The organism is Paracoccus tegillarcae (genome assembly GCF_002847305.1).
Classification (GTDB): domain Bacteria; phylum Pseudomonadota; class Alphaproteobacteria; order Rhodobacterales; family Rhodobacteraceae; genus Paracoccus; species Paracoccus tegillarcae.
In genome coordinates, this window is record NZ_CP025408.1 from 2,814,242 (window position 1) to 2,836,811 (window position 22,570).

A 22,570-nucleotide genomic window follows, 5' to 3' on the forward strand; every position below is an offset into this window, starting at 1 on the left:
AGTGGGTCCGATTCAATCCTTAGCCGATGTCTGGTCGCTGATACGGCGGCGTTTGCCGCTGATCATGACGGTTCTGATCATAGGCCTGCTCTGGGCGTTGTATGTGGCGATCACGTCGCCCTCGTCTTACGAGGCGCGGGCGATCATCCAGGTCAACGCACCTGTACTTTCTGATCCGCTGACGCGGTCTGCACCACCAGCCTCGCTGCGCATGCAACAGATCGAGCAGCGCCTGATGTCGCGGGGCAACCTTGTGCGTCTGATAGATAATTACAATCTGTTTGCCGAGATGGAGGGAATACCGGATTCAACCAAGCTGGAAATCATGCGCGAGAACACGCGGATCCAAAGCGTTGCGGCCTCGGGTGGTGGCATGGACAGTGTCACCAACCTGTCATCCATCATCGTGTCGGCGCGGGCCGGAACGGCGCAGACAGCGGCCGATATCGCAAATGACCTTGCCAATGATGTGGTTAACAGTGATCGCCGTGATCGCGAGGCGCGCATTGCCGAGGCAGACCAGTTCCTCTCAGCCGAGTTGACGCGTGTCGAACGCGATCTGGATATTCAAGACCGCAATCTGGCGACCTATTCCAGCTTGAACGAGGACTCTATGCCCGAGTCCCGCACCTTTCTACAGACCGAGCAGGTCAGCCTCACCGATAGGCAAGCTGCTACCGAACAGGCGCTGATGGATCTGCAGCGTGAACGCCTTTTGCTGGAACGGACCGATGCGACCGCCGACAATGCGTCGATTGTGCAGCAGTTGCGCGGTGCTGAACTGGCACTGGCTCAGGCCCGGCGGACGCTGCCAGCGGGGCATCCCGAAATCCAGCGCCTCGAGCGGACGGTAAGTGCTATCACAAGGGGTGAGACCGATACGGTTTCCACAGGAATTGGGCCTCAGCTCAGTCTGATCGACTCCCAGGTTCGCAAGCTGGAGGACGATATCGAACAGATCCGCGCCCGCAGGCTGGAAATCGACGTGGCCAGAAATCGCTCGGGCGAGGTGCTGCAGGCTTATCAGCAGATGCAGCGCGACCGCCAGAACACGCAGGACCAGTTCGCCGATCTGTCGCGCCGACTGGCCGAGATTGAATCGCTCAGGTTGCTCAGCCAGAATGATCAGACCGAAAACATGGTCATTCTGGAACCGGCTGTCGCGCCGGAATTTCCGGTCGCCTCAAATCGCAAGCGCAGTGCCATTCTCGGGGCATTTGGCAGCTTCGCGATCGCCGCCGGGATGGCGTTGCTGCTCGATCTGCTCAATCCTGTGCTGCGCAATACCACGCAATTCGAGGCGATTACGGGCCTTCGTCCGGTCATCGCGCTGCCCTATCGGGCGTCAGAGAGCGACCGTTTCAGGCGGACTGTGGCCTTGACCTATGTGGTGGTCATTAGCGTCATTGGCCTGATCCTGGCTTTATGGATGATCGACCTGATGCCCGCGTGGCTTCGCAATATGCTGCCGCCATCGATCAAAGCCTAGCGGCAGGGCAGAACCTTACAGTTCCGAACTCATGTACGGCAGCTATGCGCCCAGCGTCATGCTGCGAATAGAGTCTGACCGAAACAGCAAGACCAAAGCCGCGCCGAGCAAGCCTAGCACGGCGAAGGTGGCATCGTGCAGCGGGTCCCACGCCTTATGCCGGCGAACCAGGAGAGCCAGGAAGGGATAGTGAAGGACGCTTGCAACAAACTGACCGACCAGCGCGCCATACAGCCCGCCAAAATGCAGTCCCAGCCAGAACATGCTGACAAACAGCACGGCACGAATGCTGACCTGAACAAAATGACCCCGTGAGTCGCCGGCGGCCAGCACCATATTGTCATAGCCCATGGAAATGATCTGCGGCAGCATTGCGCAGGCGATAAGCGACAGGATGGTGCCCGCCTGCAGATAACGCGCGTCATAGAGCAGACCGACAATCCAGGGGCCCAGCAGGGCGACCATCAGCGTCGTCGCCATCATGCCACCGGTCAGGGCAAACCGAATGCGTTGAATGCGTCCGAATTGCTCGGGTCCCTCGCTTGGCGGCGATTCCCGACACAGCGGGATCATGATGCGTGACATGATGGCGCCGCCCAGCATCATCGGAAATGCGGCGAGCAGAAAGCCGATGTTATAAAGGCCCAGTTGCGCCAGCGAGAGATAGCGGCCAAGCATGGCCTTGTCGCCCAGACCGAGCAGCGACGACATGAGGGTGCCGGGGAAAATCCATTTGCCAAAGCTGGTGAGTTCGTGCACCGCCGCGCGGTCCCAATGGAGCCTGTCGCGATGCCCGGGAATAAGCCAAAGGATGATCATGTTTCGAATGATGTGCCCGATGGGTAACATGACCACCAGCGCCCAGACCGAGCCGGTAGCCCACACCAGCAACAGCAATATCGCGCTGGTGACGACCTGCGAAAGCATGTCGGCTTTGGTAACCTGCCTAAAGGTCATATGCCGTTCTGCGGTCAGGCTCCGCATTGGTGTCATCCCCTGAATGACGGTGCCGAAGCCGGCGACCATCAGATAGGCTGCCAGTTCGGGTGCGCCATAAAAGCGTGCAAAGGGCACTGCCACCGCGCAGCAAGCAAGCCACAGGCCGATGCCGCGAATGATCTCGATCGTCCAGGCGGTATTCAGGAAGTCCGGGTCATCGCCGCGATCGCTGCGAAGGATCGAGGGGCGGGTGCCGACGTCGGAAAAGTTGTTCAGCGCCTGTATGACAAGCATGAGCAGCGACATGGTGCCGAAGGCACTGGGAAACAGCATTCTTGCAAGCAGGAGATTGACCAGTAGACGGATGATCTGCCCGCCGCCAAAACCTGCGATGGTCCACAAGCCACTGCGCATGGCACGCCAAGACAGGCCTTCGTCATGGCGCAGCCTTTCGGTCAGTCGTTTGATCATTGTCGGACTTATCCCGATCTACCCGCAGGCGTAGCAGAGAGCTTTGGCTAAGCCGGAGCAGTGGCCAAGGTCAACAGCCAAGATGTCTGGTAAAGATACACTTGTACGTAAGCACAAGGCTAAACCGCCCGTCGTGGTGCTAGGCTGCATCCAGCGCACTGACGATCGGGCCGAAATCGCTGGCCTTGAGGCTGGCACCGCCGACAAGGGCCCCATCGACATCGGCAATCGCAAAGATCTCGGCTGCGTTGCCCGGTTTGACGCTGCCACCATAAAGCAGGGACAGATCAGCACCGTCCCCAAACCGCTCTGCCATCAGCCGACGCATCAGCGCATGGACTTCGGCAATCTGGTCGGTTGTCGGCGTGCGTCCGGTGCCGATGGCCCAGATCGGCTCGTAGGCGACGACCGTATTTTTTGCGCTTGCACAATCAGGAACCGAGCCTGCCAGTTGCGATGCGATCACATCCAGCGTTTCCCCTGCGTCGCGCTGCGCCTCGGTTTCGCCCACACAGATGATCGTCGTCAGCCCGGCCTGATGCGCCGCCACCGCCTTTGCGGCCACCATTTCATCGGTTTCACCATGATCGGTGCGCCGTTCGGAATGGCCGATGATGACATGGCTGGCCCCCGCGTCGCGCAATTGCTCGGCCGAGATATCGCCGGTATGCGCGCCCGAGGCGGCGTGGTGACAATCCTGACCGCCAACGGCGATGCCGGTCGCCCGCTCTGCCATCGGGTGAACCAGCAGTGCTGGCGGGCAGATCAGCACATCGCAATTGGCAGCGGCATGATCGCGCGCGAGGATATCAATCTGTTCCAGCGCGGCCAGATCGCCGTTCATCTTCCAGTTTCCAGCGGCAAGTTTGCGCGGGGCCATGTGCATCTCTCCCATAATCTGTTGCTATGGGATTAGGACTTCAGCCTCGCAGGATCAAGCATCGGCTCAGCTTTCCTGAGCGCGCGTGCCCTCGATTGGCTCAAACCGGATGGATTCGCCGCATCCGCAGGTGTCGGTGACGTTGGGATTGCGGAACTTGAAGCCGGATTCCAGCAGCCCGCTTTCGTAGTCGATCTCGGTTCCGAACAGAAACATCTGGGCCATCGGCGCGATCAGCACGCGGGCATCGCCCTGTTCAACGACCTCATCTGCCTTTTCCGCTTCTGCTGCCAGTTCCATCGTGTATTCCATCCCGGCGCAGCCGCCCTTTTTCAGGCCGATCCGCAGCCCGACAGACTGTTTTCCAGCCATAAGCCGCGAAATCTGCCGCTCGGCGGCGGGGGTGATGGTGACAGGGTTTTTGCCCGGAATGGCGAACATGAGGTGACCTTTCGACGTCTGTCTATAAAAATAGGCGCTGTGCGGCCCGGTCTCAAGGGTGGCGTTTCACCTCGTTCGAACAAGTTACCGAACTTGCCCCCGCCGGTCGCGATGTTCGGGCAGCCCGGATGCATCAAAAGCGCCGTTTTCGCAGGCAATGCCGGACCCTTGGCGCAGCTGACGGTCAGCCATGCGCTGATCCTTCAGTCTCGCGCAAGCAGCGCGGCCTACATGAACCCCAGTTCAAGCCGTGCCTCATCAGACATCATATCCATGCCCCATTGCGGCTCAAAGGTCATGGCCACATCGACCTGCTTCACGCCGGGCAGCGGTTCGATGGCATCGGCGACCCAGCCCGGCATTTCGCCGGCCACAGGGCAGCCGGGTGCCGTCAGTGTCATGATGACGTTGACCGCATTCTCGGCGTCGATCTCGATCGTGTAGATCAGGCCGAGATCATAGATATTGACCGGAATTTCGGGATCATAGACGGTCTTGCACGCCTCGACGACCTGTTCATACAGGTCGTGTTCGGTCGTGGACGGCTTGATCAGCGGCGCGCCTTCCATCATCGGCTCGGTCGTCATGGCATATCCTCGGTATTTCCGAGAGTTTATATAGGTGATACCTCGGCTCTGGTCCAGAGGGCGGTCGGCGCGTTGCGCGACCGGAACAAAGCCGCTAAGGACTGCCGGTCCCAGATTTCGGATTTCGCAATGACCGGCCGCTTTTCCTTTACCCTGAACGCCACCGATGGCCAAGCGCGCACAGGCGTGATTCAAACGCCCCGTGGCGACGTGCGCACGCCTGCCTTCATGCCTGTTGGCACTGCCGCGACAGTCAAGGCTATGTTGCCGGGATCGGTGCGCGAGACCGGGGCGGATATTCTGCTGGGCAATACCTACCACCTGATGCTGCGCCCGGGCGCCGAGCGGATCGACCGGCTTGGCGGGTTGCACAAATTCATGAACTGGGACCGCCCGATCCTGACCGATAGCGGCGGGTTTCAGGTGATGTCGCTGGCCTCTTTGCGCAAGCTGACCGAGGACGGGGTCACGTTTTCCAGCCATATCGACGGCAGCAAGCACTTTCTGTCGCCAGAAACCAGCATGGAAATCCAGCGCCTGCTGGGCAGTGATATCGTGATGGCCTTTGATGAATGCCCCGCGCTGCCGGCCAGTGAAGAGGATGTCGCGAAATCCATGCAGCTGTCGATGCGTTGGGCGCAGCGCAGTCGCGACGCTTTTGGCGACCGGCCCGGACATGCGCTGTTCGGCATCATGCAGGGCGGCGTTACCCCCGAATTGCGCGAGGAAAGCGCCAAGGCGCTGACCGCGATAGGGTTCGAGGGCTATGCCGTCGGCGGTCTGGCAGTGGGCGAAGGGCAAGAGGCGATGTTCGGCGTGCTGGACTATGCGCCGGGTTTTCTGCCGCAGGACAAGCCGCGCTATCTGATGGGTGTGGGAAAGCCTGACGATATCGTCGGTGCAGTACAACGCGGCATCGACATGATGGATTGCGTGCTGCCCTCGCGTTCGGGTCGGACGGGGCAGGCATGGACGCGGCGCGGCCAGGTCAACATCAAGAACGCGCGCCATGCCGATGATCCGCGTCCCGTGGACGAGGCCTGCACCTGCCCGGCGTGTCGCGGCTACAGCCGTGCTTATCTGCACCATGTGTTTCGCTCGGGCGAGATGATCAGCGGCATGCTGCTGACCTGGCACAACCTGCACTATTATCAGGAGTTGATGGAGGGCATGCGGCAAGCCATCGCCATGGGCAGGTTGGACAGTTTCGTTGCAGAATTCCACGCAGAACGGGCCCAAGGCGATATCGAGCCGGTCTAGGCGATGGTGACACTTTCCTTTTCTGTGTCATCGGCCTAAGGGAGGCAGTCAAGGCGGACGAACCGCCCCGGAGAGACTGTAGCGAATGACCGATAAAATCATAACGATTACAACGACCGATCACCTGGCAGAGTTTTGCGAACAGGCAAAAACCGCGCCCTATGTCACGGTCGACACCGAATTTCTGCGCGAGCGCACCTATTACTCCAAGCTGTGTCTGATCCAGCTTGCGCTGCCGCCGGCCTCTGCCGCAAAGGGCGATGGCGGTCCGGCTGTGCTGGTCGACCCGATGGCTGACGGGCTGTCGCTGGAACCGCTTTATGATCTGTTTCGGCACAAGGCGACGGTGAAAGTCTTTCACGCGGCGCGCCAGGATCTGGAAATCTTCTTTCATGAGGCCGGGCTGTTCCCAGAACCGCTGTTTGACACGCAGGTCGCCGCGATGGTCTGCGGTTTCGGCGAGCAGGTTGGATATGAGACACTGGTGCGCAAGATCCTGCGTGCCGATCTGGACAAGTCCTCGCGCTTTACCGACTGGTCGCGCCGGCCCCTGTCTGACGCGCAGAAAACCTATGCGCTGGCAGATGTGACCCATCTGCGTGCGATCTATGAATTTCTGGCCGCAGAGTTGCGCAAATCGGGCCGCGAAGCCTGGCTGGCCGAAGAAATCGGCGTTCTCGAAAATCCCGAGACCTATATCACGCGACCGGAAGAGGCATGGCAGCGGGTGCGCACGCGCTCTAACTCGCCGCGTTTTCTGGCGATTCTGCGGGAATTGGCGCGCTTCCGCGAGACCTATGCGCAGGCACGCGACGTGCCGCGCTCTCGGGTCTACAAGGATGACGCGATGATCGAGCTGGCCTCGACCAAACCGGCCAACGAGGCCGATCTGGCCAAGTCACGGCTGTTGCTGCGCGATGCGCGGCGCGGTGATATCGCAGCCGGTATCCTGGCCGCGGTCAAGGCAGGGCAGGCGACCAGCGATCTGCCGCAGCCCGAAAAGGCGCCTCCGGGCCGTCCTGGCAATCCGGCGCTGTCTGATCTGTTGCGCGTGCTGCTGAAGGCCAAGGCCGATCAGGCAGGGGTGGCGGCCAAGTTGATCGCCTCGGCCTCTGATCTGGATGAAATCGCCAGCGGCGGCCGTGATGTGCCCGCACTCTCTGGTTGGCGTGCCGAGGTCTTTGGCGACGATGCGATGCGGCTGGCGCGCGGCGAAATCGCCCTTTCTGCCGAGGACGGCGCTGTGCGCGTCATTTCCATAGGCTAATCCGAATGGCTGCTCGGGTCAGCCTTTGCGCACACAGGCCCGAGCATATTCCTGCCCTGGCCGAGGCGCTGTCGGATTTTGAAACTGCGCGCTGGCTGTCCGCGGTCCCCTGGCCTTACGGGGCGGATCAAGCCGCAAGCTTTATCGCGCAGGTCTCTGCCGATGATTTTGCGATCCTGGTCGATGGTGATCTCGCTGGCGGTATACGCTGTGGCGATGAACTGGGTTATTGGGTGCATCCGCGTTTTCGCCGTCAGGGCGTGGCGCTGCGGGCCGCGGTTCTGGCGATAAGCCGCAGTTTCATGGCGGGGCGCGAGGTGGTCTACGCCTCGCATCAGGTTGAAAACCATGCCTCGGCGTCGCTGCTGGCACGGTTGGGTTTCAGCGATCCGCAGCCGACCACAGTGTTCGCAAATGCGCTGCAACGCGAGGTGCCGCAGATCCGCCTGCGCCTGACCCGCAACGAATTCAGCGCGCGACATCCCGTTGCGATTGGCACCGAGCGGCTGGTCATCGATCAGATGGGGCAGCAGGACTTCGCGCCGCTTTACGATATCGCGACCGATCCGCGCGTGGCGCGTATGTTGTTGCGATTTTATCCGGGCATGCCGATGGCCGAATTCCGCGCGATCATATCCCCGCAAGCCGCGATTCCGCCGTTCCGTTTGGCGATCCGTCATGAGGGGCGGGTGATCGGCTCTATCGGGATTGGCGATGCGGGCGCCGGGCCGCCGGTCTTTTACTTCCTGTCGCCGGATCACTGGGGGCAGGGTCTGGGTGGCGAGATTTTGGCGGCCTTTCTGTCCGAGATCGACACCCATTTCGCCTTGCCCAGCCTGTCCGCCGAGGTCTTTTCCGACAATCCCGCGTCTGCGCGCCTGCTTGAACGACACGGGTTTCAGTGCATCCGCCGCGAGATGTTGCCCTCCAAGGGGCGCGACGCGCCGGCGCCGGGGCTGCTTTTGCAGCGTCAATTGCCGGTTTTGGCGTGATCAGTCTCGTTGCGCCACGATGCGAAAGCCGGCGCGGCGTTCTTCGGGGGTCTGGTTCTCTGGCGTGATGCGGACCGCTGGCGTTGACGTCGGCGCAACGGGACGATCGGGTTTGACGGGTTTGCGCTGGCGTGGCTTGCCCTGCCAGTCAGCGGGCTTTTCGGCAAAGGCGCGCGGCGAGGGCTCGATGGCCTCGGCGCCATCGAAAACCGGCATCACCTGATCGGATTTCAGATCAAAGCGGCGTGGCCCGCTGCCGATGTCACCCTCTGATATGAGGCAGCCCAGGGCGCGCGTGACATCGCCCAGATCCGAGCGTAACGGCATCAGCAACATGCGCCCGCGCAGTTCCGGGCGCGCATATTCGCCCGGTGCATGCAGCGACAATTCGGCCAGTTGTGGCGTGCGAAAGACCGTTTCCAGCACATCGGACAACCGTCCGCGCGAGGATGGGTTCAGGAAGGAACAGAGCGGCATGCCGCGCACCTCCATCCCCATCAGGTCGATCAGATGACGGCCCGCCAGACGAAAACGCGCGGCACCCGGCGCGACCCGTTCGAGGATAAAGGCATAATCCAGCGCGCGGCGAATGCCCTGCGGCTCGACATCCGCGCGAGAGGGAATGGCGCGACCCTGCCGCAGACCGTTCCAGTATTCCCGCAGTTCCGAAAAGATCAGGGCGGCGTTGCCGTGATCATAATCGGCCAGATGCAGCACGGCACCTTTCTGGGGCGGCAAGGGATTGCCTGATTTATCTTTGTCATCGGACACAGGCTGATTCCCTGAACACCGGGGCGAATATCATTACGAACACGCTACAACATAACCGCTGCCACGCCACCTTCCGAGTCTCTTGTTAACAGATGGTTAAGCGCGCCTGTGGCGATGGGTGCGACAGCCGACGGGCTTGACCGCAGCGGGTCACTGGGCCATGTGAAGGCGATGCGCCGATCAGGGGAAAGCATGGAACGCACAGGTCTGCTGATCATCCTGTCATCGCCTTCGGGTGCCGGCAAATCGACGCTGGCTCGCCGGTTGATGCAATGGGATGACAGCCTCAGCTTTTCCGTTTCCGCCACGACCAGACCGCCACGGCCCGGCGAGTTGGACGGCCAGCATTACCATTTCACCACGCCAGCCGAGTTTCGCGATCAGGTCGCCGGCGATCAGATGCTGGAACATGCCGAAGTCTTCGGCAATCTCTACGGCAGCCCGCGCGCGCCCGTTGAAATCGCGATGCGGGCGGGCCGCGATACCCTGTTTGACGTGGACTGGCAGGGTGGCCAGCAGATCCGCGCCTCTGCCCTTGGGGGGCATGTCGTCTCGATCTTTGTGCTGCCGCCGTCGCTGCCGGAACTGGAACGCCGCCTGCGCTCGCGCGGGCAGGACAGCGATGAGGTGATCGTGGGCCGCATGGCAAAAAGCCGGGCCGAGATCAGCCACTGGGCCGAATATGATTACGTGCTGGTCAATGATGATCTTGATCAGACCGAGGCCGATTTGCGTGCGATCCTGACGGCTGAACGCCTCAGGCGGGATCGCTGCGCTGGGCTGGGGGCATTCGTCAAGCAACTGATGGAGGGTCAGGAATGATCTGGGAATTGGACGGGGTAAAGCCGCAACTGGCGGATGAGACCTGGATTGCGGCTGATGCGCAAGTCATGGGGCGCGTGGTCCTGGAAGAGGGTGCGAGCATCTGGTGGGGCGCGGTGCTGCGCGGCGACAACGAGGAGATTCGCGTTGGCCGCGGCAGCAACGTTCAGGATTTGTGTGTCTGTCACACCGATCCCGGTCATCCGTTGAGCATCGGGCAGAACTGCACCATCGGTCACCGCGCTATCTTGCATGGCTGCACCATTGGCGACGGGGTTCTGGTCGGCATGGGCGCGACCATCCTGAACGGTGCAAAGATCGGCGCGGGCGCGTTGATCGGTGCCGGCGCGCTGGTGGGCGAGGGCAAGGATATCCCGCCGGGGGCGCTGGTGATGGGCGTTCCGGGCAAGATCGTGCGTCACTTGGATGACGAGGCGCAGGCGGATCTGCTGGCCTCTGCCGACCGTTATCGCCGGAACGCGGCGCGGTTCCGTGCCGGGCTCAAGCAGATCGGCTGATGCAGCCGGGGACGCGCCAATCCGATCAGATAGCGCAGTTTCTGCAGACGGTGCCGCTTGCCATGCTGGCGGTTGACCTGCGCGCCCGCGTCATCGCCGCGAATGCGGCTGCCGAGGCGATGCTGGGAACGGTGCCGATCGACCGGCCTTTCGTCACCGTGCTGCGCCACCCGGCGGTGAATCAGGCGCTGGAATGGGTGCTGGACCCGGAAAACCACGCGACCCCGCCCGCCGATACACAGATGCCGCCGCCGCCGCCCGGTGGCCATGCGCTGCGCGCCACCATTTCGATCGCCGGACGCGATATTCCCAGTGATATCACCGTCTCGCCGATGCCCATTTCAATGGGAGAGGGCGCGCTGATCGCCTTCGCCGATGGCTCGGGGATCGAACAGGCGGGGCAAATGAGGCGCGATTTCGTCGCCAATGTCAGCCACGAATTGCGCACGCCGCTGACCGCGCTGATCGGTTTTATCGAGACGCTGCGCGGACCCGCGCGCGACGACACCGCAGCGCGCGAGCGTTTCCTGACCATCATGGAAACCGAAGCCGGACGGATGAACCGGCTGGTTGGCGATCTCTTGTCTCTAAGCCGCGTCGAGGCGGAAGAACGCCGCCGCCCGACCGGAAAGGTCGATCTCAACGCCTTGCTGCAAGGCGTGGCCGATACGCTGGACCGCGCGGCGCAGGCGGGTGGCGTTCGGATTGAGATGACATTGCCCAGCCAACCCGTGCAGGTCGTGGGCGAGAGCGATCAACTGGTGCAGGTGTTTCAGAACCTTGTCGAAAACGCGGTGAAATACGGTGGCAGTGGCGGTTGGGTCGGCATCACGCTGGATCATGTGGCGCATGAACCCAGACTGCGCGGCCCCGGCTGGTCGGTCACCATTCAGGACCGCGGTGAGGGCATCGAGGCACTGCATCTGCCGCGCCTGACCGAGCGGTTCTACCGGGTCGACGCCCATCGTTCGCGCAATCAGGGTGGCACCGGGCTGGGGCTGGCCATCGTCAAGCATATCGTCAACCGCCATCGCGGGTTGCTGAAGATCGACAGCAAAAAGGGGCAGGGCAGCACCTTCACCGTGATCCTGCCCGAACGGCATCACGGCGCTTAGGTGCGGCGGGCAGGGCAATCTGCCCTCGCCCCCTGCAAGCCATCGGCCTATAACAACGCCCAAAGATTGCCAGCGAGGATACCATGCCTGACCAGACCAACCTTTCCCCCGCAGACGCCGCCAAGCTTGCCGCATCCCGCGCCGCAATCGCGCTGGTGAAAGACGGCATGAAACTGGGCCTTGGGACCGGTTCGACCGCCGTGATCATGGTGCGCGAACTGGCGGCGCGGGTTAAGGCCGAAGGGCTGAACCTGCGCTGTGCGGCAACTTCGCAAGGCACGGCGGATCTGGCAACAAGTCTGGGCCTGACGGTCGAAAGCCTTGATCAGATCGGCTGGCTCGACCTGACGATCGACGGCGCTGATGAGGTCGATCCGGATCTGAACCTGATCAAGGGCGGCGGGGGGGCGCATCTGCGCGAAAAGATCGTTGCGAGGGCCAGCGACCGCATGGTTGTGATCGCCGATCCCGCCAAGGTGGTCGAAACGCTTGGCGCCTTTCATCTGCCTGTCGAGGTCATCCCGTTCGGCGAACAGGTGACCGAACGCCTGATCCGCGAAACCCTGCAGGCACAGGACCTGGGCAAACGGCCGATCCTGATGCGCAAGCGTGACGACCAGCCCTATGTCACCGACGAGGGCAACCATATCTTTGACCTGTCGCTGGAGGCCATTCCCGACCCGGTCCATCTGGCCCGCAGCCTGGCCGCGATTCCGGGCGTTGTCGAACACGGCCTGTTCCTGGGGATCTGCGATCTGGCGATTATCGGGCAGCCCGACGGTAACGTTATCGAACTTCGCGGCGAAGAGGCAGATGACGTCTCAGACGACCTGTTGTTCGGCGAAGGAGAAGATGAATGAGTTTCGATTATGATCTGTTCGTGATCGGCGGCGGTTCCGGCGGGGTCCGTGCTGCGCGGATCGCAGCCAGCCAGCACGGCGCGCGTGTCGCGTTGGCAGAGGAAAGCCGTATGGGCGGCACCTGTGTCATTCGCGGCTGCGTGCCCAAGAAACTGATGGTCTTTGCCTCATCCGCACATGTGCTATCCGCCGAAGCACGCGGCTATGGCTGGCCAGAGGCGCAGGCGGGCGCATTCAGTTGGCCCGATTTCAGCGAAAAGCTGCATGTCGAACTTGATCGGCTAGAGCGCGCCTATACTGCGGGGCTGACCAAGGCCGGGGTCGAGATCTTTCCCCATCGCGCGCGTCTTGTTGATGCCCATACGGTCGAACTGGCCGATGGCAGCCGCAAGAGCGCGAAACATATCCTTGTCGCCGTCGGCGGCCGCCCGCAAAAACTGGACATCCCCGGTGCCGAACTCGGTCTGATCTCGGATGATCTGTTCGTGATGTCCGAACTGCCGCGCCGGGCGCTGATCATCGGCGGCGGATTTATCGCCTGTGAATTCGCAGGCATTCTGAATGGGTTGGGCACTGACACGGTGCAGGCTTATCGCGGCAATGCCGTGCTGCGAGGCTTTGACCGCGAGGGGCGCGAGTTGATGACCCGGCAATTGATGGCGGCTGGCGTTGATCTGCGGCTGGGTCTGACCCCGACGAGGCTGGAAAAACAGGGCGAGCGCGTCGGCGTTCATTTCGAGGATGAAAGCCACGAGGCGTTTGACGCGGTGTTCTTTGCCACGGGCCGCGCGCCCTATACCGGCGATCTGGGACTGGCCGATATCGGCGTGGGTTTACAGCCGAACGGTGCCATCGAGGTTGATGAGTGGTCGCAGACTGCAGTGCCCTCGATCTTTGCGGTGGGCGACGTGACCGACCGGATCAACCTGACCCCGGTGGCGATCCGTGAAGGCCACAGCTTTGCTGACACGATCTTTGGCCGCCAGCCACGCAAGATGGATCACAGTCTGGTGGCCAGCGCTGTCTATACGCGCCCGAACGAATTGGGCGCTATTGGCCTGACCGAAGAAGAGGCCGTCGCCCGGGGTCCGGTCGATGTTTATGCGACGACCTTCCGCCCGATGCGTTCGGCTTTTGCCGGATCGGATTCGCATGTGATGATGAAGCTGATCGTTTGCTGCACGACCGACAAGGTGCTGGGCTGTCACATCTTTGCCCCCGAGGCGGGCGAGTTGATCCAGCTTGCCGCCATCGCGATCACCATGGGCGCGACCAAGGAACAGTTTGACGCGACCGTCGCGGTGCATCCCACCATGGCCGAGGAATTGGTCACCATGCGGCAACCGACGCGGCGTTTTCACGACAAGGCTGCCGCGACCGGGTGACGGCATCAAAAGGTGATTTCGACGCCGTTTTCGTCGAGGTCCGATGTCAGCGGACGGTTTGCCGCCGCAGCGGCCTGCGCCAGCAGCGCAAAATGGACTTTGGCCGGAGGCGGGGCCTGCAAGGCATCCCCGCCCTGGCCACCCAGCCAGCTCCAAAGTTCAGGCTCCGGTTTGACCCGCTCGGCCTCGCCGACGAGTCGCCATTGCGAACCGTTTCGCACAACCAGAACGCGCCCGCCCCAGGGCATCGCGCTTTCCATGCACATGATCGCCAAAAGCAGCATCTGCACCTCGTCGCGCGGCTGGTCGCCGTCTGCGTCCATCTCGACCGTCAGGCGGCTCTGGCTGGCCATTGCCTCTATCAGCTTGGCAATTTCCACACCGCTGATCCGCTGGTCGCCGCGTGACTGGCCAAAGGCCATGCGAAAGGTCTGAAGGCGCGCGCGTGCGGCCTCGACCGAGTCGGCGATCAACTGCATTTCCGGGCCGGCGCTCTGGCCACCCATTTGCAGCAGTTCGACCCCGTTGGCGATGGCGCCAAAGGGCGAGATCAGATCATGGCAAAGGCGAGAGCCCAGACAAAGGGCGAGGTCGAAATCGTCGATCCTCGTTGCGCTGACAGTCATGGCGTCCTAACTTCTGACCCTGCGAGAGGGAATTGGAATGAATGAGATTCTGGAACCCGGCATGATCGTGCGCCACCCGCATGCGCCCGAATGGGGCGAGGGGCAGGTGCAGTCGCGGATCGGCGACCGGATCACGGTGAACTTTGCCGATGCGGGCAAGCAGGTCATAGATGGCCGCCGGGTAGAGTTGCAGATCGTGTCGGTCGACGATGCCGGATGAGCGAAACACATATTGTCGTTTGTGCAATTCTAACGCGACGCGCGCAAGCAAAACTCTGCCTGTGGTGGCCGGCTTGCTGATCTCGCACGACGCGCTGTTGCGGATGGTACGCTTGCATTGCAGCGGATGCGTCCATAGACAGCGGGCCGCAGCGTAGCAGAAGGGTCCTCTCGTCGCATGACGCCAGACACCAATTTTTTCCAGATCAGAATCGCCACGAGCGAGCGCGATCTAAAGGCTGCGCAGCGCCTGCGCTATCGTGTTTTCGTCGAGGAACTGGGGGGCGATGGCCCGCATGTGGATCATGAGAACAGGTTGGAACGCGATGAATTCGACCCCGTCGTCGACCATCTCTGCCTGATCGATTCTCGTCGCAGCGCCGAAGATCTGGATCACGTCGTCGGCGTCTACCGGCTGTTGCCCGGCATGCGGGCGGCTGAAATGGGCCGTTTCTACTGCGATGGCGAATACGACCTGACGCCGCTGCGCGAATCCGGTCGCAACCTGCTGGAACTGGGCCGCTCTTGCGTGGATCCGGCCTATCGCGGCGGCACCAGCATGTTCCTGCTATGGAACGCGCTGGCCGATTATGTGCTGGATCTGGGCGTCGAGGTGCTGTTCGGCGTCGCCAGTTTTCACGGCACCGATATTCAGGCGCTGGCACCCTCTCTCAGTTGGCTGCACCATCATCATCTTGCGCCCGAGGCCCTGCGCCCGGTTGCCAAACCCGATTGCTATCAGTCGATGGACCTGATGCCGGCAGGTCAGGTCGACCGTCGCGAGGCAATGGTGAACATGCCGGCGCTGATCAAGGCCTATCTCCGCCTTGGCGGCGTGGTCGGGCAGGGCGCCTATCTGGATCGTGACTTCAACACAACCGATGTATTCCTGTTGATGGATACGGCGGCCATGTCGGACAAACACCGTAAATTCTACGAAACGCGTTGGCAGCAAGCCCAATGATCGATCCCGGGCGCGGCACGGTTACATGGCGCGACGAAGGGCCGATTGACCTGAACCGCCCTCGCGGCTTGTCCGGTTGGTTACGCGTCATTCGGCGTGGCCTGCCCGCAATTCTAATGCTGCTGATCGGGGTTGTCCTGATCCTGCCTCTGCGTCTGGTCGAGCGCCTGTTTCACGGCCCCCGGCGGCCCTGGACCGGCCCCTATGTGCAGATCATCTGCCGGCTGGTCCTGTTCTTTATCGGGCTGCGTTGGCGGCGCGAGGGCCGGCCGATGCGCGGTCCCGGTGCTGTGGTGGCAAACCATTCAAGCTGGCTGGATATCTTTGTGCTGAACGCGGCGCTGCCGATCTTTTTTGTCAGCAAGTCCGAGGTCGCGGGCTGGCCGGGCGTCAATATTCTGACCCGCGTGACGGATACGCATTTCGTGGTCCGCGACGCCCGGCTTGCGCGGCAGCAGGCCGAGGAATTCGCAGCCCGCGTCCGTGTTGGCCACCGGCTGCTGTTTTTCCCCGAAGGCACCTCATCCGATGGTCGCCGGGTCTTGCCCTTTAAGCCGACGCTGTTTCAGGGGTTTCTGGACCCCGCGCTGCCTGTGGATCTGGCGATCCAGCCCGTCACCGCCGCCTATCACGCACCCCGCGGAGAGGATGCGCGCTTTTATGGCTGGTGGGCGGATATGGAGCTGACGCCGCATCTGCTGCATGTCCTGTCCGTGCCGCGTCAGGGCAGCGTCACGGTTGCTCTGCACGATCCGATCCCGGTGTCGGGCGAGACGCGCAAATCTCTGTCCGCCAAAGCCGAAGAAGCGGTCAGATCGGCTTTGACTTAGGCGCACGCCTGCCATATCTTGTTAGTCTTTCCCGAATTCTGTCCACATATCCGTTGAGGTCACGCCTATGAGCCGTTTTGCCGCCCCCATTGCTGCACAGATCTGGGACATGAAATACCGGATGAAAGACGCCGAGGGGCAGGCAGTCGACGCAACGGTCGAAGACAGCTGGCGTCGTGTCGCGCGTGATCTGGCCCGCGTCGAAGCGGACCCCTCTGCCTGGGAAGACAAATTCTACGCCGCGCTGGAGGATTTCAAATTCCTACCCGCCGGTCGCATTCTGGCAGGGGCGGGCACGGGCCGGTCGGTCACGCTGTTCAACTGCTTTGTCATGGGCACCATCCCCGACAATATGGGCGGCATTTTCGAAATGCTGAAAGAGGCCGCGCTGACCATGCAGCAGGGCGGTGGCATCGGTTACGACTTTTCCACCATCCGCCCGCGCGGGGCCGAGGTGAAGGGTGTGGCCGCAGATGCCTCTGGCCCGCTATCCTTCATGGATGTCTGGGACGCGATGTGCCGCACGATCATGTCGGCAGGCTCGCGTCGCGGCGCGATGATGGCCACGATGCGCTGCGATCACCCCGATATAGAGGCGTTCATCGAGGCCAAGCAAGACAGCGCCCGTTTACGCATGTTCAACCTGTCGGTGCTGATAACCGATCCGTTCATGCAGGCGGTGAAGGATGGCAAAAGCTGGGATCTGGAATTCGAGGGCCGGGTTTTCCGCACCGTCGACGCGCGCGATCTGTGGAACAAGATCATGCGCGCGACCTATGATTTTGCTGAACCGGGCGTGATCTTCATCGACCGCATCAATCAGCAGAACAACCTGCATTACACTGAAACCATCGCGGCGACGAACCCCTGCGGTGAGCAGCCGCTGCCGCCTTATGGGGCCTGTCTGCTGGGCAGCATCAACCTTGCGCGGCTGGTGGCCGACCCCTTCACCGACGCCGCCCATCTGGATCAGGACGCGCTGGACGATCTGGTCCGCACCGCCATCCGGATGATGGATAACGTCGTCGATGCCAGCCGCTTCCCGCTGGAACAGCAGGCCGCCGAGGCGCAGGCCAAACGCCGCATCGGGCTGGGTGTGACCGGGCTTGCCGATGCGCTGCTGATGCTGGGCCTGCGTTACGGCGCGGATGATGCCGTTGCGCAGACACGCAAATGGATGAAGGCGATTGCGAATGCTTCCTACCTGGCCAGCGCCGATCTGGCAGCGGAAAAGGGTGCCTTTCCGCTGTTCGATGCCGACGAATATCTGAAATCAGGCTTCATGAGCCGGATGGACAAGGATGTCCGCGACACGATCCGCAAGAACGGCATCCGCAATGCCCTGCTGACATCCATCGCGCCCACGGGCACGATCAGCCTGTATGCGGGCAATGTTTCCTCGGGGATCGAGCCGGTCTTTGCCTATGCCTATACCCGCAAGGTGCTGCAGAAAGATGGCTCGCGCACCGAAGAAGAGGTCGTGGATTACGCCGTCCAGATGTGGCGCGATCTGCATGGCGATGCGCCGCTGCCCGATTATTTCGTCAATGCCCAGACCCTCGCTCCGCTGGATCACGTCGCCATGCAGGCGGCAGCGCAGGAATGGGTCGACAGTTCCATTTCCAAGACCATCAACTGCCCCGAAGATATCAGTTTCGAAGGGTTCAAGGACGTCTATCTGGCCGCATGGGACAAGGGCTGCAAGGGCTGCACGACCTATCGTCCGAATGATGTGACCGGCAGCGTGCTGTCGGTGGCCGAGACCAGCGAATCCGTGCCCGAGGCCGATAAGGGCGCCGATGTCGTCTACCTGACCGAGCCGCTGGATCGTCCCGCCGCTTTGGACGGCGCGACCTATAAGCTGAAATGGCCGGGCAGCGAACACGCCATCTATATCACCGTGAACGACGTTGTGCATGGCGGCCACCGCCGCCCGTTCGAGGTGTTCATCAACTCGAAAAACATGGAGCATTTTGCCTGGACCGTTGCCCTGACCCGAATGATTTCGGCAGTATTCCGGCGCGGCGGTGATGTGTCTTTCGTGGTCGAGGAGTTGAAAGCCGTGTTCGATCCGCGCGGCGGGGCATGGATGGCTGGCAAATATGTGCCCTCGATTTTGGCCGCAATTGGCGGAGTGATCGAGCGCCACATGATCGCAACCGGCTTTCTGGAAGGCGAAGGCATGGGCCTGAAAACCGACCCGCAAGCCGAGGTAATGGCCATCGGCGAACGCCCGCGCGGCGCCGCCTGCCCAAGCTGCGGCCAATACGGCATGCGCATGATCGAAGGTTGTATGACCTGCCCAAGCTGCGGCCATTCCAAATGCGGCTGACCGCGGGATAAGGGGGATGAGCCAGAGACAGGAATAGTCTTCTCAAAACCAAGCAATAGCGTGCGCAAGGCCTGTCAAGTTTTAATTTTCTTGGCGGGCCTTCGTCTTTTTGCGAAATTGATTTACATAAAACAAAGACTTACCGGCGATCTGCACTTTGAGGATTGCTGCGGCCCACATTAGCCGCAGTAGCATCTGTCTTGGCTCTCCCGATTTTCAGAAATGGGATTGCATCAGGGTAGAGTGCTTGCGCCCTGCTCATCGCCTAAGGGGACCCTTTGGACGCTTGAAGAATAATTAGACCTAGATCATTGATTTTCGCGGCAGCCTTTCAGATGAGCGCCGGATCGGCGGGGAGTTGACATAGACCGACGGTGTGGCCTATCCGGTGAGCACTATGACTTTCAATAACCGGCATATTCAGGGCGCAATACGCGCGATTTGAACCCCACCTTAGGGGCCGGTCACTACTGTCATTTTTCCAACAGCTCTGACGCCATCATGGCCGGGCCTTTGCCCGCGGCCCTCCCGGTTTTTCAACCAGAGGAGACCACACCATGTCCATCCAACGTAAATCCGAAGCCAGCAACAAGATCGTCAGTATCAGCGCCACATCGTGCCACTCCCATCGGCATCGAGTGGGGGACGGTCATGGATAAGCTTCAAACCCGTCGCTTTGCTGTGTTGTCCCCAGATCTGAATGTGCCGCAACTTCAGGATATGGAGCGCGATTTCAAAAACGCATGGATCCGCATGAAAGGGAACCTCCTGTCAGGAGGCGCACCAAAGCTTGCCTACCGAGAGGAGAAGAAGGCGAAGGACCTCGCGGCTGACGCACATTCCCGCCGTTTGCGTCAAGTCGGTTTAAGCGCGCTTGCAAAGGAAGCCCGCGCTCAGGTCACAGCTCTCGCCCGTGCTGGCGCTGCACTTTCGGGACCCTCAACGAGGGACGAGGTTTACCAATTTGCCGCGGATCTTCATGCGGAGAGCCCGTGGATGCGGGGCGTGTCCGCGTGGATTATGCACCAAATGCTGGTGCATGTTGACGTTGGCGGCTGCGGACTTACCGTGCTGCCTGTGATCCTTGCCGGCCCGCCGGGCATCGGCAAATCGCATTATGCGCGGCGTCTGGCAGAGCTTGCTGGGGCACCCTCACGCCTGATCGACGTCGGCAGCGGCAGCCGGGTTCCGGATCACAGGGACGGAGAAAGGTTGGAGCACGGCTCAGGCGGGTATTCCTGTCGAGACCAACTTGTCTTTACAGGCCGCAAATCCGGTGATGGTGGTTGATGAGGTCGACAAGGCCGGAACGATGCGGACCAAGAGCGGAAACTCGACGAGCTTGACAACAGCATTGCTGCCGTTGCTCGACCCGGGAACAGCGCAACGATTTGAGTGCCCATTCCATCGGGTGCCTTTCGATATGTCCCGCCTGATTTGGATCATGACGGCCAATGACGCGCAGCACATTCCTGCGCCTTTGCGCGACCGTGCAAAAGTGTTTCACCTATCTGCGCTGACGGCCAAAGACGCGGTTGAACATTTTGACCGATTGACGGCGCGTTGTGGCGATCAACCCCAACGCGATGATTGCCGCGCCTTTGTCGCACAGATGTCAGAGACCCCGCGCGGAATCAGCCTGCGCCAGATCGGCCAGCTTGTTGAAGCGTTACGGGCGTCGATGGCGCCAAAGGTTCATTGACCGTCTGCCGGTTCCTTACGTGGAGCCGGCATCTAACGTCATCCCAGAGACCTTCCAACTTTACCGCCGAGCTTAGCGCCTTTCCTCATGAGATTTGGGCCGGTGTGCAATGCCACTCTCTTCCAAAATCGTCCATTGATACAAAGGACCGTAGTCAAAGCCATCGGGGCTGAATGGCGCAATTTTATGTTCTCGGAGCGCCGCGCCCAAGGATTGCCAACTTTGCCCTCGCAAGAACGCCAGCTCCCGAAGCGTGACAAAGTTCTCCTTGAAATCAATGATATCCTGCTCTTGCATGTGGTGTTGTCGTGCTCGGGTTTTAGGATTGCGGCCAACGCTTGCCGGGGTGTGTCCCTTTTTGATCAATCTTCCAGTTTGGGGCGGCTTCAGGCCGACAGAAAGTGCGAATGCCTCGATGGTCATCCCGGGGGCATCTGGCAGATTCAGAGCGTTTTCGAGTTCTTCAAAACGAACATGGATGCTGGCGTAATCGTTCTCACTTTCCAGTTTGCCAATACGGGTGAGCCGACCCTCAATAATAAGCCTGACCACTTGTCCGGGCCGGATTTTCAACCGCTGGCCGGCTTTGGCCAAATCGACCCAGTTTTTGCCAGGTGACAGAACCGTTTCAGCGCCGCGCAACCAACCGTTGATGAAAGAGCGCGCTTGCGCGACGTCCCACAATGGCTTGTGGCCAGCGGCTGAAAGGCTGGGAGGGGAATATCCGTCTTTCCGAAGCAGCTCGAATTGCGAACGTGACAGGTTTAGTTCGTTCTGTAACTCCAAGGCACTCACCTGCCGATTGAGGCTGTTCAAAAAAGGGAGCCGCGAGATCGGCGTCGAAAACGTCCCAGCGATCATCACCTTCTGTGCCTATTATTCCTTCTTCAGCCAACAGCTTACGCAACAACCGTGCATCCATCCCCACCTCGTTGGCAGCCGATATGATCGAGTGTTTGCGCCTTTTCAGCACTGGTTCGCCCATCACCTCGTCTGCGGGCCCAGCGCCCAGGTTTCCAGAATATGGTCACGCAAAAGCGCTCTTCCCAACAGGTCGCAAAAAACACACGCCGCATAAAGCCGATGTTGATCGAGCCAGCCCTTGCCGGGTCCATCCATCAGGCGGCGGTGAAGGTATTCGTCAAAGTCGGTCGCTTCCCTGGCATCTCCATCCATTTCTCCGGACAGGATTGCGGGTGCTATTTCTTTCAATCTTTCTGACGTGTCCAAACGGCGTGTCAGATTTGGATCTTGCCAAAGGTCGACCAATGAATGCCCGTGCAAATGACAGTAAGTAGAATGCCTGGGCAACCAGTTCCCTCTGATCGCCATTGAAAGATGGGGAGGCAAATCGGAAGCTTCTACATCTGTCCGCAGGCAGGCCGGGCAGCCCCGCACAATAGTGTCCCGGATTCCGCGGGCGTGATACGGCTCGCCCCTGAAAACGTAACTTCGAGCGGCGATGTAATGAGGCGACCATGCGCGAAGATAAGCGCTGTTAGTCCCCGACAAGTCCGCCAGCTTCTGCAATGCTGCGGGACCGCCGTCTATAACCTTCTTGAACGGCAGCCCCATATCCCGTCCGAATTCGGCGACCTCAATGCCGTTCCGGGCCGCGAGACGCGACATCAAGGAGAATCCGGTTTCGCATGAGTTCAAAGAAACCGTGAGGGGTAGGCGACTGGGCACTTGATGTTCCGTGGTGTTTTGGGTTGCACATAGTGCAAGTTATAGCCCGGCTTGATATCCCGCTCTTAGCGTTGATCAGCCATTGAGTGACCGTGTGGCGTTGGATCGGTCATGTGGCGCGGTGCATGCATCGCATTAACGTCCAGCAGACTGCTTTCTGGCAAGGCGACGTCGCTTCGGCGACAAGCCTCGTCTATCTGGCCTATGGCTTTATGTCTTGTATGGGCGGTAAGCCGACTTGCCGCGGCGCAGCATGGCATCCGCAGCAATCCGGCTAAGCCGACATTCAACGGACTGAATTACGGTAGGCCAGTGCGATGCGCAGATCGGGGCGGAATTCCGTCATAACACGGTGCGGCACCACATTGACAACTGTTTTAAGATCCGGCCTTCCCAAGACGCCTGTCGTCG

At 60.9% G+C, this 22,570-nt stretch carries 23 protein-coding genes; 15 read left to right on the forward strand and 8 right to left on the reverse strand.

What is annotated here, in order from left to right; translation table 11 throughout:
* The first annotated feature begins 1 nt into the window (after position 1).
* A complete protein-coding gene (locus CUV01_RS13695) occupies positions 2–1,489 on the forward strand; it encodes a GumC family protein (RefSeq protein WP_157994867.1) in 1,488 nt (495 codons plus the stop codon).
* A gap of 42 nt (positions 1,490–1,531) precedes the next feature.
* Here the strand turns inward: CUV01_RS13695 and CUV01_RS13700 are convergent, their stop codons facing one another.
* The 4 genes from CUV01_RS13700 to CUV01_RS13715 all read right to left on the reverse strand — a co-directional run bounded on the left by CUV01_RS13700 (position 1,532) and on the right by CUV01_RS13715 (position 4,807).
* Positions 1,532–2,899, reverse strand: a complete 1,368-nt coding sequence (locus tag CUV01_RS13700) for an oligosaccharide flippase family protein (RefSeq protein ID WP_101460961.1) — start codon at positions 2,897–2,899, stop codon at positions 1,532–1,534.
* A 139-nt stretch (positions 2,900–3,038) separates the two neighbouring features.
* Positions 3,039–3,779: a triose-phosphate isomerase gene (gene tpiA, locus CUV01_RS13705; RefSeq protein WP_101460962.1), complete on the reverse strand. Its 741-nt coding sequence runs from the start codon at positions 3,777–3,779 to the stop codon at positions 3,039–3,041.
* Between the two features lie 66 nt (positions 3,780–3,845).
* Positions 3,846–4,220, reverse strand: a complete 375-nt coding sequence (locus CUV01_RS13710) for a HesB/IscA family protein (RefSeq protein ID WP_101460963.1) — start codon at positions 4,218–4,220, stop codon at positions 3,846–3,848.
* Between the two features lie 227 nt (positions 4,221–4,447).
* Positions 4,448–4,807, reverse strand: coding sequence for an SUF system Fe-S cluster assembly protein (locus tag CUV01_RS13715; RefSeq protein WP_101460964.1), 360 nt, complete (start codon positions 4,805–4,807; stop codon positions 4,448–4,450).
* 129 nt (positions 4,808–4,936) lie between these two features.
* On the opposite strand from CUV01_RS13715, the gene tgt reads away from it, so the two are divergent.
* From tgt to CUV01_RS13730, 3 genes are all read left to right on the forward strand, one after another.
* Positions 4,937–6,067 carry a tRNA guanosine(34) transglycosylase Tgt gene (gene tgt, locus CUV01_RS13720; RefSeq protein ID WP_101460965.1) on the forward strand — a complete coding sequence of 377 codons (1,131 nt, stop codon included), beginning with the start codon at positions 4,937–4,939 and terminating at the stop codon, positions 6,065–6,067.
* A gap of 97 nt (positions 6,068–6,164) precedes the next feature.
* Positions 6,165–7,334, forward strand: a complete 1,170-nt coding sequence (rnd, locus tag CUV01_RS13725; protein WP_101462101.1) for a ribonuclease D — start codon at positions 6,165–6,167, stop codon at positions 7,332–7,334.
* A gap of 5 nt (positions 7,335–7,339) precedes the next feature.
* Positions 7,340–8,326, forward strand: a complete 987-nt coding sequence (locus tag CUV01_RS13730; protein WP_101460966.1) for a GNAT family N-acetyltransferase — start codon at positions 7,340–7,342, stop codon at positions 8,324–8,326.
* Here the strand turns inward: CUV01_RS13730 and CUV01_RS13735 are convergent, their stop codons facing one another.
* Complete coding sequence (locus tag CUV01_RS13735) at positions 8,327–9,097, reverse strand: PAS domain-containing protein (protein WP_101460967.1); 771 nt, start codon at positions 9,095–9,097, stop codon at positions 8,327–8,329.
* A gap of 192 nt (positions 9,098–9,289) precedes the next feature.
* On the opposite strand from CUV01_RS13735, the gene gmk reads away from it, so the two are divergent.
* The 5 genes from gmk (at position 9,290) to gorA (ending at position 13,797) form a co-directional block, all read left to right on the forward strand.
* The gene (gene gmk, locus CUV01_RS13740) at positions 9,290–9,919 is read left to right on the forward strand and encodes a guanylate kinase (RefSeq protein WP_101462102.1); all 630 of its coding nucleotides are present in this window, start codon (positions 9,290–9,292) and stop codon (positions 9,917–9,919) included.
* Positions 9,916–10,437 (forward strand): gamma carbonic anhydrase family protein, encoded by a 522-nt coding sequence (locus tag CUV01_RS13745; protein WP_101460968.1) that lies wholly within the window; start codon positions 9,916–9,918, stop codon positions 10,435–10,437. Before gmk ends, CUV01_RS13745 begins: the two co-directional genes overlap by 4 nt.
* Complete coding sequence (locus CUV01_RS13750; protein WP_101460969.1) at positions 10,437–11,552, forward strand: sensor histidine kinase; 1,116 nt, start codon at positions 10,437–10,439, stop codon at positions 11,550–11,552. The genes CUV01_RS13745 and CUV01_RS13750 overlap by 1 nt, the downstream gene beginning before the upstream one ends.
* A gap of 83 nt (positions 11,553–11,635) precedes the next feature.
* Entirely contained in the window at positions 11,636–12,412 is a 777-nt protein-coding gene (rpiA, locus tag CUV01_RS13755) for a ribose-5-phosphate isomerase RpiA (RefSeq protein ID WP_101460970.1), read from the forward strand.
* Positions 12,409–13,797, forward strand: a complete 1,389-nt coding sequence (gorA, locus tag CUV01_RS13760; protein WP_101460971.1) for a glutathione-disulfide reductase — start codon at positions 12,409–12,411, stop codon at positions 13,795–13,797. Before rpiA ends, gorA begins: the two co-directional genes overlap by 4 nt.
* A gap of 5 nt (positions 13,798–13,802) precedes the next feature.
* Here gorA and CUV01_RS13765 read toward each other — a convergent pair whose 3' ends face one another.
* A complete protein-coding gene (locus CUV01_RS13765; protein ID WP_101460972.1) occupies positions 13,803–14,423 on the reverse strand; it encodes a histidine phosphotransferase family protein in 621 nt (206 codons plus the stop codon).
* A gap of 37 nt (positions 14,424–14,460) precedes the next feature.
* Here CUV01_RS13765 and CUV01_RS13770 point away from each other — a divergent pair, with 37 nt between their 5' ends.
* From CUV01_RS13770 to CUV01_RS13795, 6 genes are all read left to right on the forward strand, one after another.
* Entirely contained in the window at positions 14,461–14,643 is a 183-nt protein-coding gene (locus CUV01_RS13770; protein ID WP_101460973.1) for a DUF3553 domain-containing protein, read from the forward strand.
* Positions 14,644–14,820: 177 nt separating this feature from the next.
* A complete protein-coding gene (gene olsB, locus CUV01_RS13775; protein WP_101460974.1) occupies positions 14,821–15,606 on the forward strand; it encodes an L-ornithine N(alpha)-acyltransferase in 786 nt (261 codons plus the stop codon).
* The gene (gene olsA, locus CUV01_RS13780) at positions 15,603–16,436 is read left to right on the forward strand and encodes a lyso-ornithine lipid O-acyltransferase (RefSeq protein WP_101460975.1); all 834 of its coding nucleotides are present in this window, start codon (positions 15,603–15,605) and stop codon (positions 16,434–16,436) included. The genes olsB and olsA overlap by 4 nt, the downstream gene beginning before the upstream one ends.
* A gap of 67 nt (positions 16,437–16,503) precedes the next feature.
* Positions 16,504–18,768 (forward strand): adenosylcobalamin-dependent ribonucleoside-diphosphate reductase, encoded by a 2,265-nt coding sequence (locus CUV01_RS13785; protein WP_101460976.1) that lies wholly within the window; start codon positions 16,504–16,506, stop codon positions 18,766–18,768.
* A gap of 651 nt (positions 18,769–19,419) precedes the next feature.
* Positions 19,420–20,058 carry an ATP-binding protein gene (locus tag CUV01_RS13790; RefSeq protein WP_101460977.1) on the forward strand — a complete coding sequence of 213 codons (639 nt, stop codon included), beginning with the start codon at positions 19,420–19,422 and terminating at the stop codon, positions 20,056–20,058.
* Positions 20,048–20,470 (forward strand): AAA family ATPase, encoded by a 423-nt coding sequence (locus tag CUV01_RS13795; RefSeq protein WP_101460978.1) that lies wholly within the window; start codon positions 20,048–20,050, stop codon positions 20,468–20,470. Before CUV01_RS13790 ends, CUV01_RS13795 begins: the two co-directional genes overlap by 11 nt.
* 72 nt (positions 20,471–20,542) lie before the next feature.
* Here CUV01_RS13795 and CUV01_RS20115 read toward each other — a convergent pair whose 3' ends face one another.
* Together CUV01_RS20115 and CUV01_RS20120 are read right to left on the reverse strand one after the other, a co-directional pair.
* The gene (locus tag CUV01_RS20115; protein WP_232962248.1) at positions 20,543–21,331 is read right to left on the reverse strand and encodes a hypothetical protein; all 789 of its coding nucleotides are present in this window, start codon (positions 21,329–21,331) and stop codon (positions 20,543–20,545) included.
* 123 nt (positions 21,332–21,454) lie between these two features.
* Positions 21,455–22,099, reverse strand: coding sequence for a TniQ family protein (locus CUV01_RS20120; RefSeq protein WP_232962250.1), 645 nt, complete (start codon positions 22,097–22,099; stop codon positions 21,455–21,457).
* Positions 22,100–22,570 lie beyond the last annotated feature (471 nt).

Excerpts from the sequence above, each read along its gene's own strand:
- CUV01_RS13700 (WP_101460961.1), bottom strand. The coding sequence starts at position 2,899 with ATGATCAAACGACTGACCGAAAGGCTGCGCCATGACGAAGGCCTGTCT.
- tpiA (WP_101460962.1), bottom strand. The coding sequence starts at position 3,779 with ATGGCCCCGCGCAAACTTGCCGCTGGAAACTGGAAGATGAACGGCGAT.
- CUV01_RS13710 (WP_101460963.1), bottom strand. The coding sequence starts at position 4,220 with ATGTTCGCCATTCCGGGCAAAAACCCTGTCACCATCACCCCCGCCGCC.
- CUV01_RS13715 (WP_101460964.1), bottom strand. The coding sequence starts at position 4,807 with ATGACGACCGAGCCGATGATGGAAGGCGCGCCGCTGATCAAGCCGTCC.
- tgt (WP_101460965.1), top strand. The coding sequence starts at position 4,937 with ATGACCGGCCGCTTTTCCTTTACCCTGAACGCCACCGATGGCCAAGCG.
- CUV01_RS13730 (WP_101460966.1), top strand. The coding sequence starts at position 7,340 with ATGGCTGCTCGGGTCAGCCTTTGCGCACACAGGCCCGAGCATATTCCT.
- gmk (WP_101462102.1), top strand. The coding sequence starts at position 9,290 with ATGGAACGCACAGGTCTGCTGATCATCCTGTCATCGCCTTCGGGTGCC.
- CUV01_RS13745 (WP_101460968.1), top strand. The coding sequence starts at position 9,916 with ATGATCTGGGAATTGGACGGGGTAAAGCCGCAACTGGCGGATGAGACC.
- CUV01_RS13750 (WP_101460969.1), top strand. The coding sequence starts at position 10,437 with ATGCAGCCGGGGACGCGCCAATCCGATCAGATAGCGCAGTTTCTGCAG.
- rpiA (WP_101460970.1), top strand. The coding sequence starts at position 11,636 with ATGCCTGACCAGACCAACCTTTCCCCCGCAGACGCCGCCAAGCTTGCC.
- gorA (WP_101460971.1), top strand. The coding sequence starts at position 12,409 with ATGAGTTTCGATTATGATCTGTTCGTGATCGGCGGCGGTTCCGGCGGG.
- CUV01_RS13765 (WP_101460972.1), bottom strand. The coding sequence starts at position 14,423 with ATGACTGTCAGCGCAACGAGGATCGACGATTTCGACCTCGCCCTTTGT.
- CUV01_RS13770 (WP_101460973.1), top strand. The coding sequence starts at position 14,461 with ATGAATGAGATTCTGGAACCCGGCATGATCGTGCGCCACCCGCATGCG.
- olsB (WP_101460974.1), top strand. The coding sequence starts at position 14,821 with ATGACGCCAGACACCAATTTTTTCCAGATCAGAATCGCCACGAGCGAG.
- olsA (WP_101460975.1), top strand. The coding sequence starts at position 15,603 with ATGATCGATCCCGGGCGCGGCACGGTTACATGGCGCGACGAAGGGCCG.
- CUV01_RS13785 (WP_101460976.1), top strand. The coding sequence starts at position 16,504 with ATGAGCCGTTTTGCCGCCCCCATTGCTGCACAGATCTGGGACATGAAA.
- CUV01_RS13790 (WP_101460977.1), top strand. The coding sequence starts at position 19,420 with ATGGATAAGCTTCAAACCCGTCGCTTTGCTGTGTTGTCCCCAGATCTG.
- CUV01_RS13795 (WP_101460978.1), top strand. The coding sequence starts at position 20,048 with ATGGTGGTTGATGAGGTCGACAAGGCCGGAACGATGCGGACCAAGAGC.
- CUV01_RS20115 (WP_232962248.1), bottom strand. The coding sequence starts at position 21,331 with ATGATCGCTGGGACGTTTTCGACGCCGATCTCGCGGCTCCCTTTTTTG.
- CUV01_RS20120 (WP_232962250.1), bottom strand. The coding sequence starts at position 22,099 with ATGTCGCGTCTCGCGGCCCGGAACGGCATTGAGGTCGCCGAATTCGGA.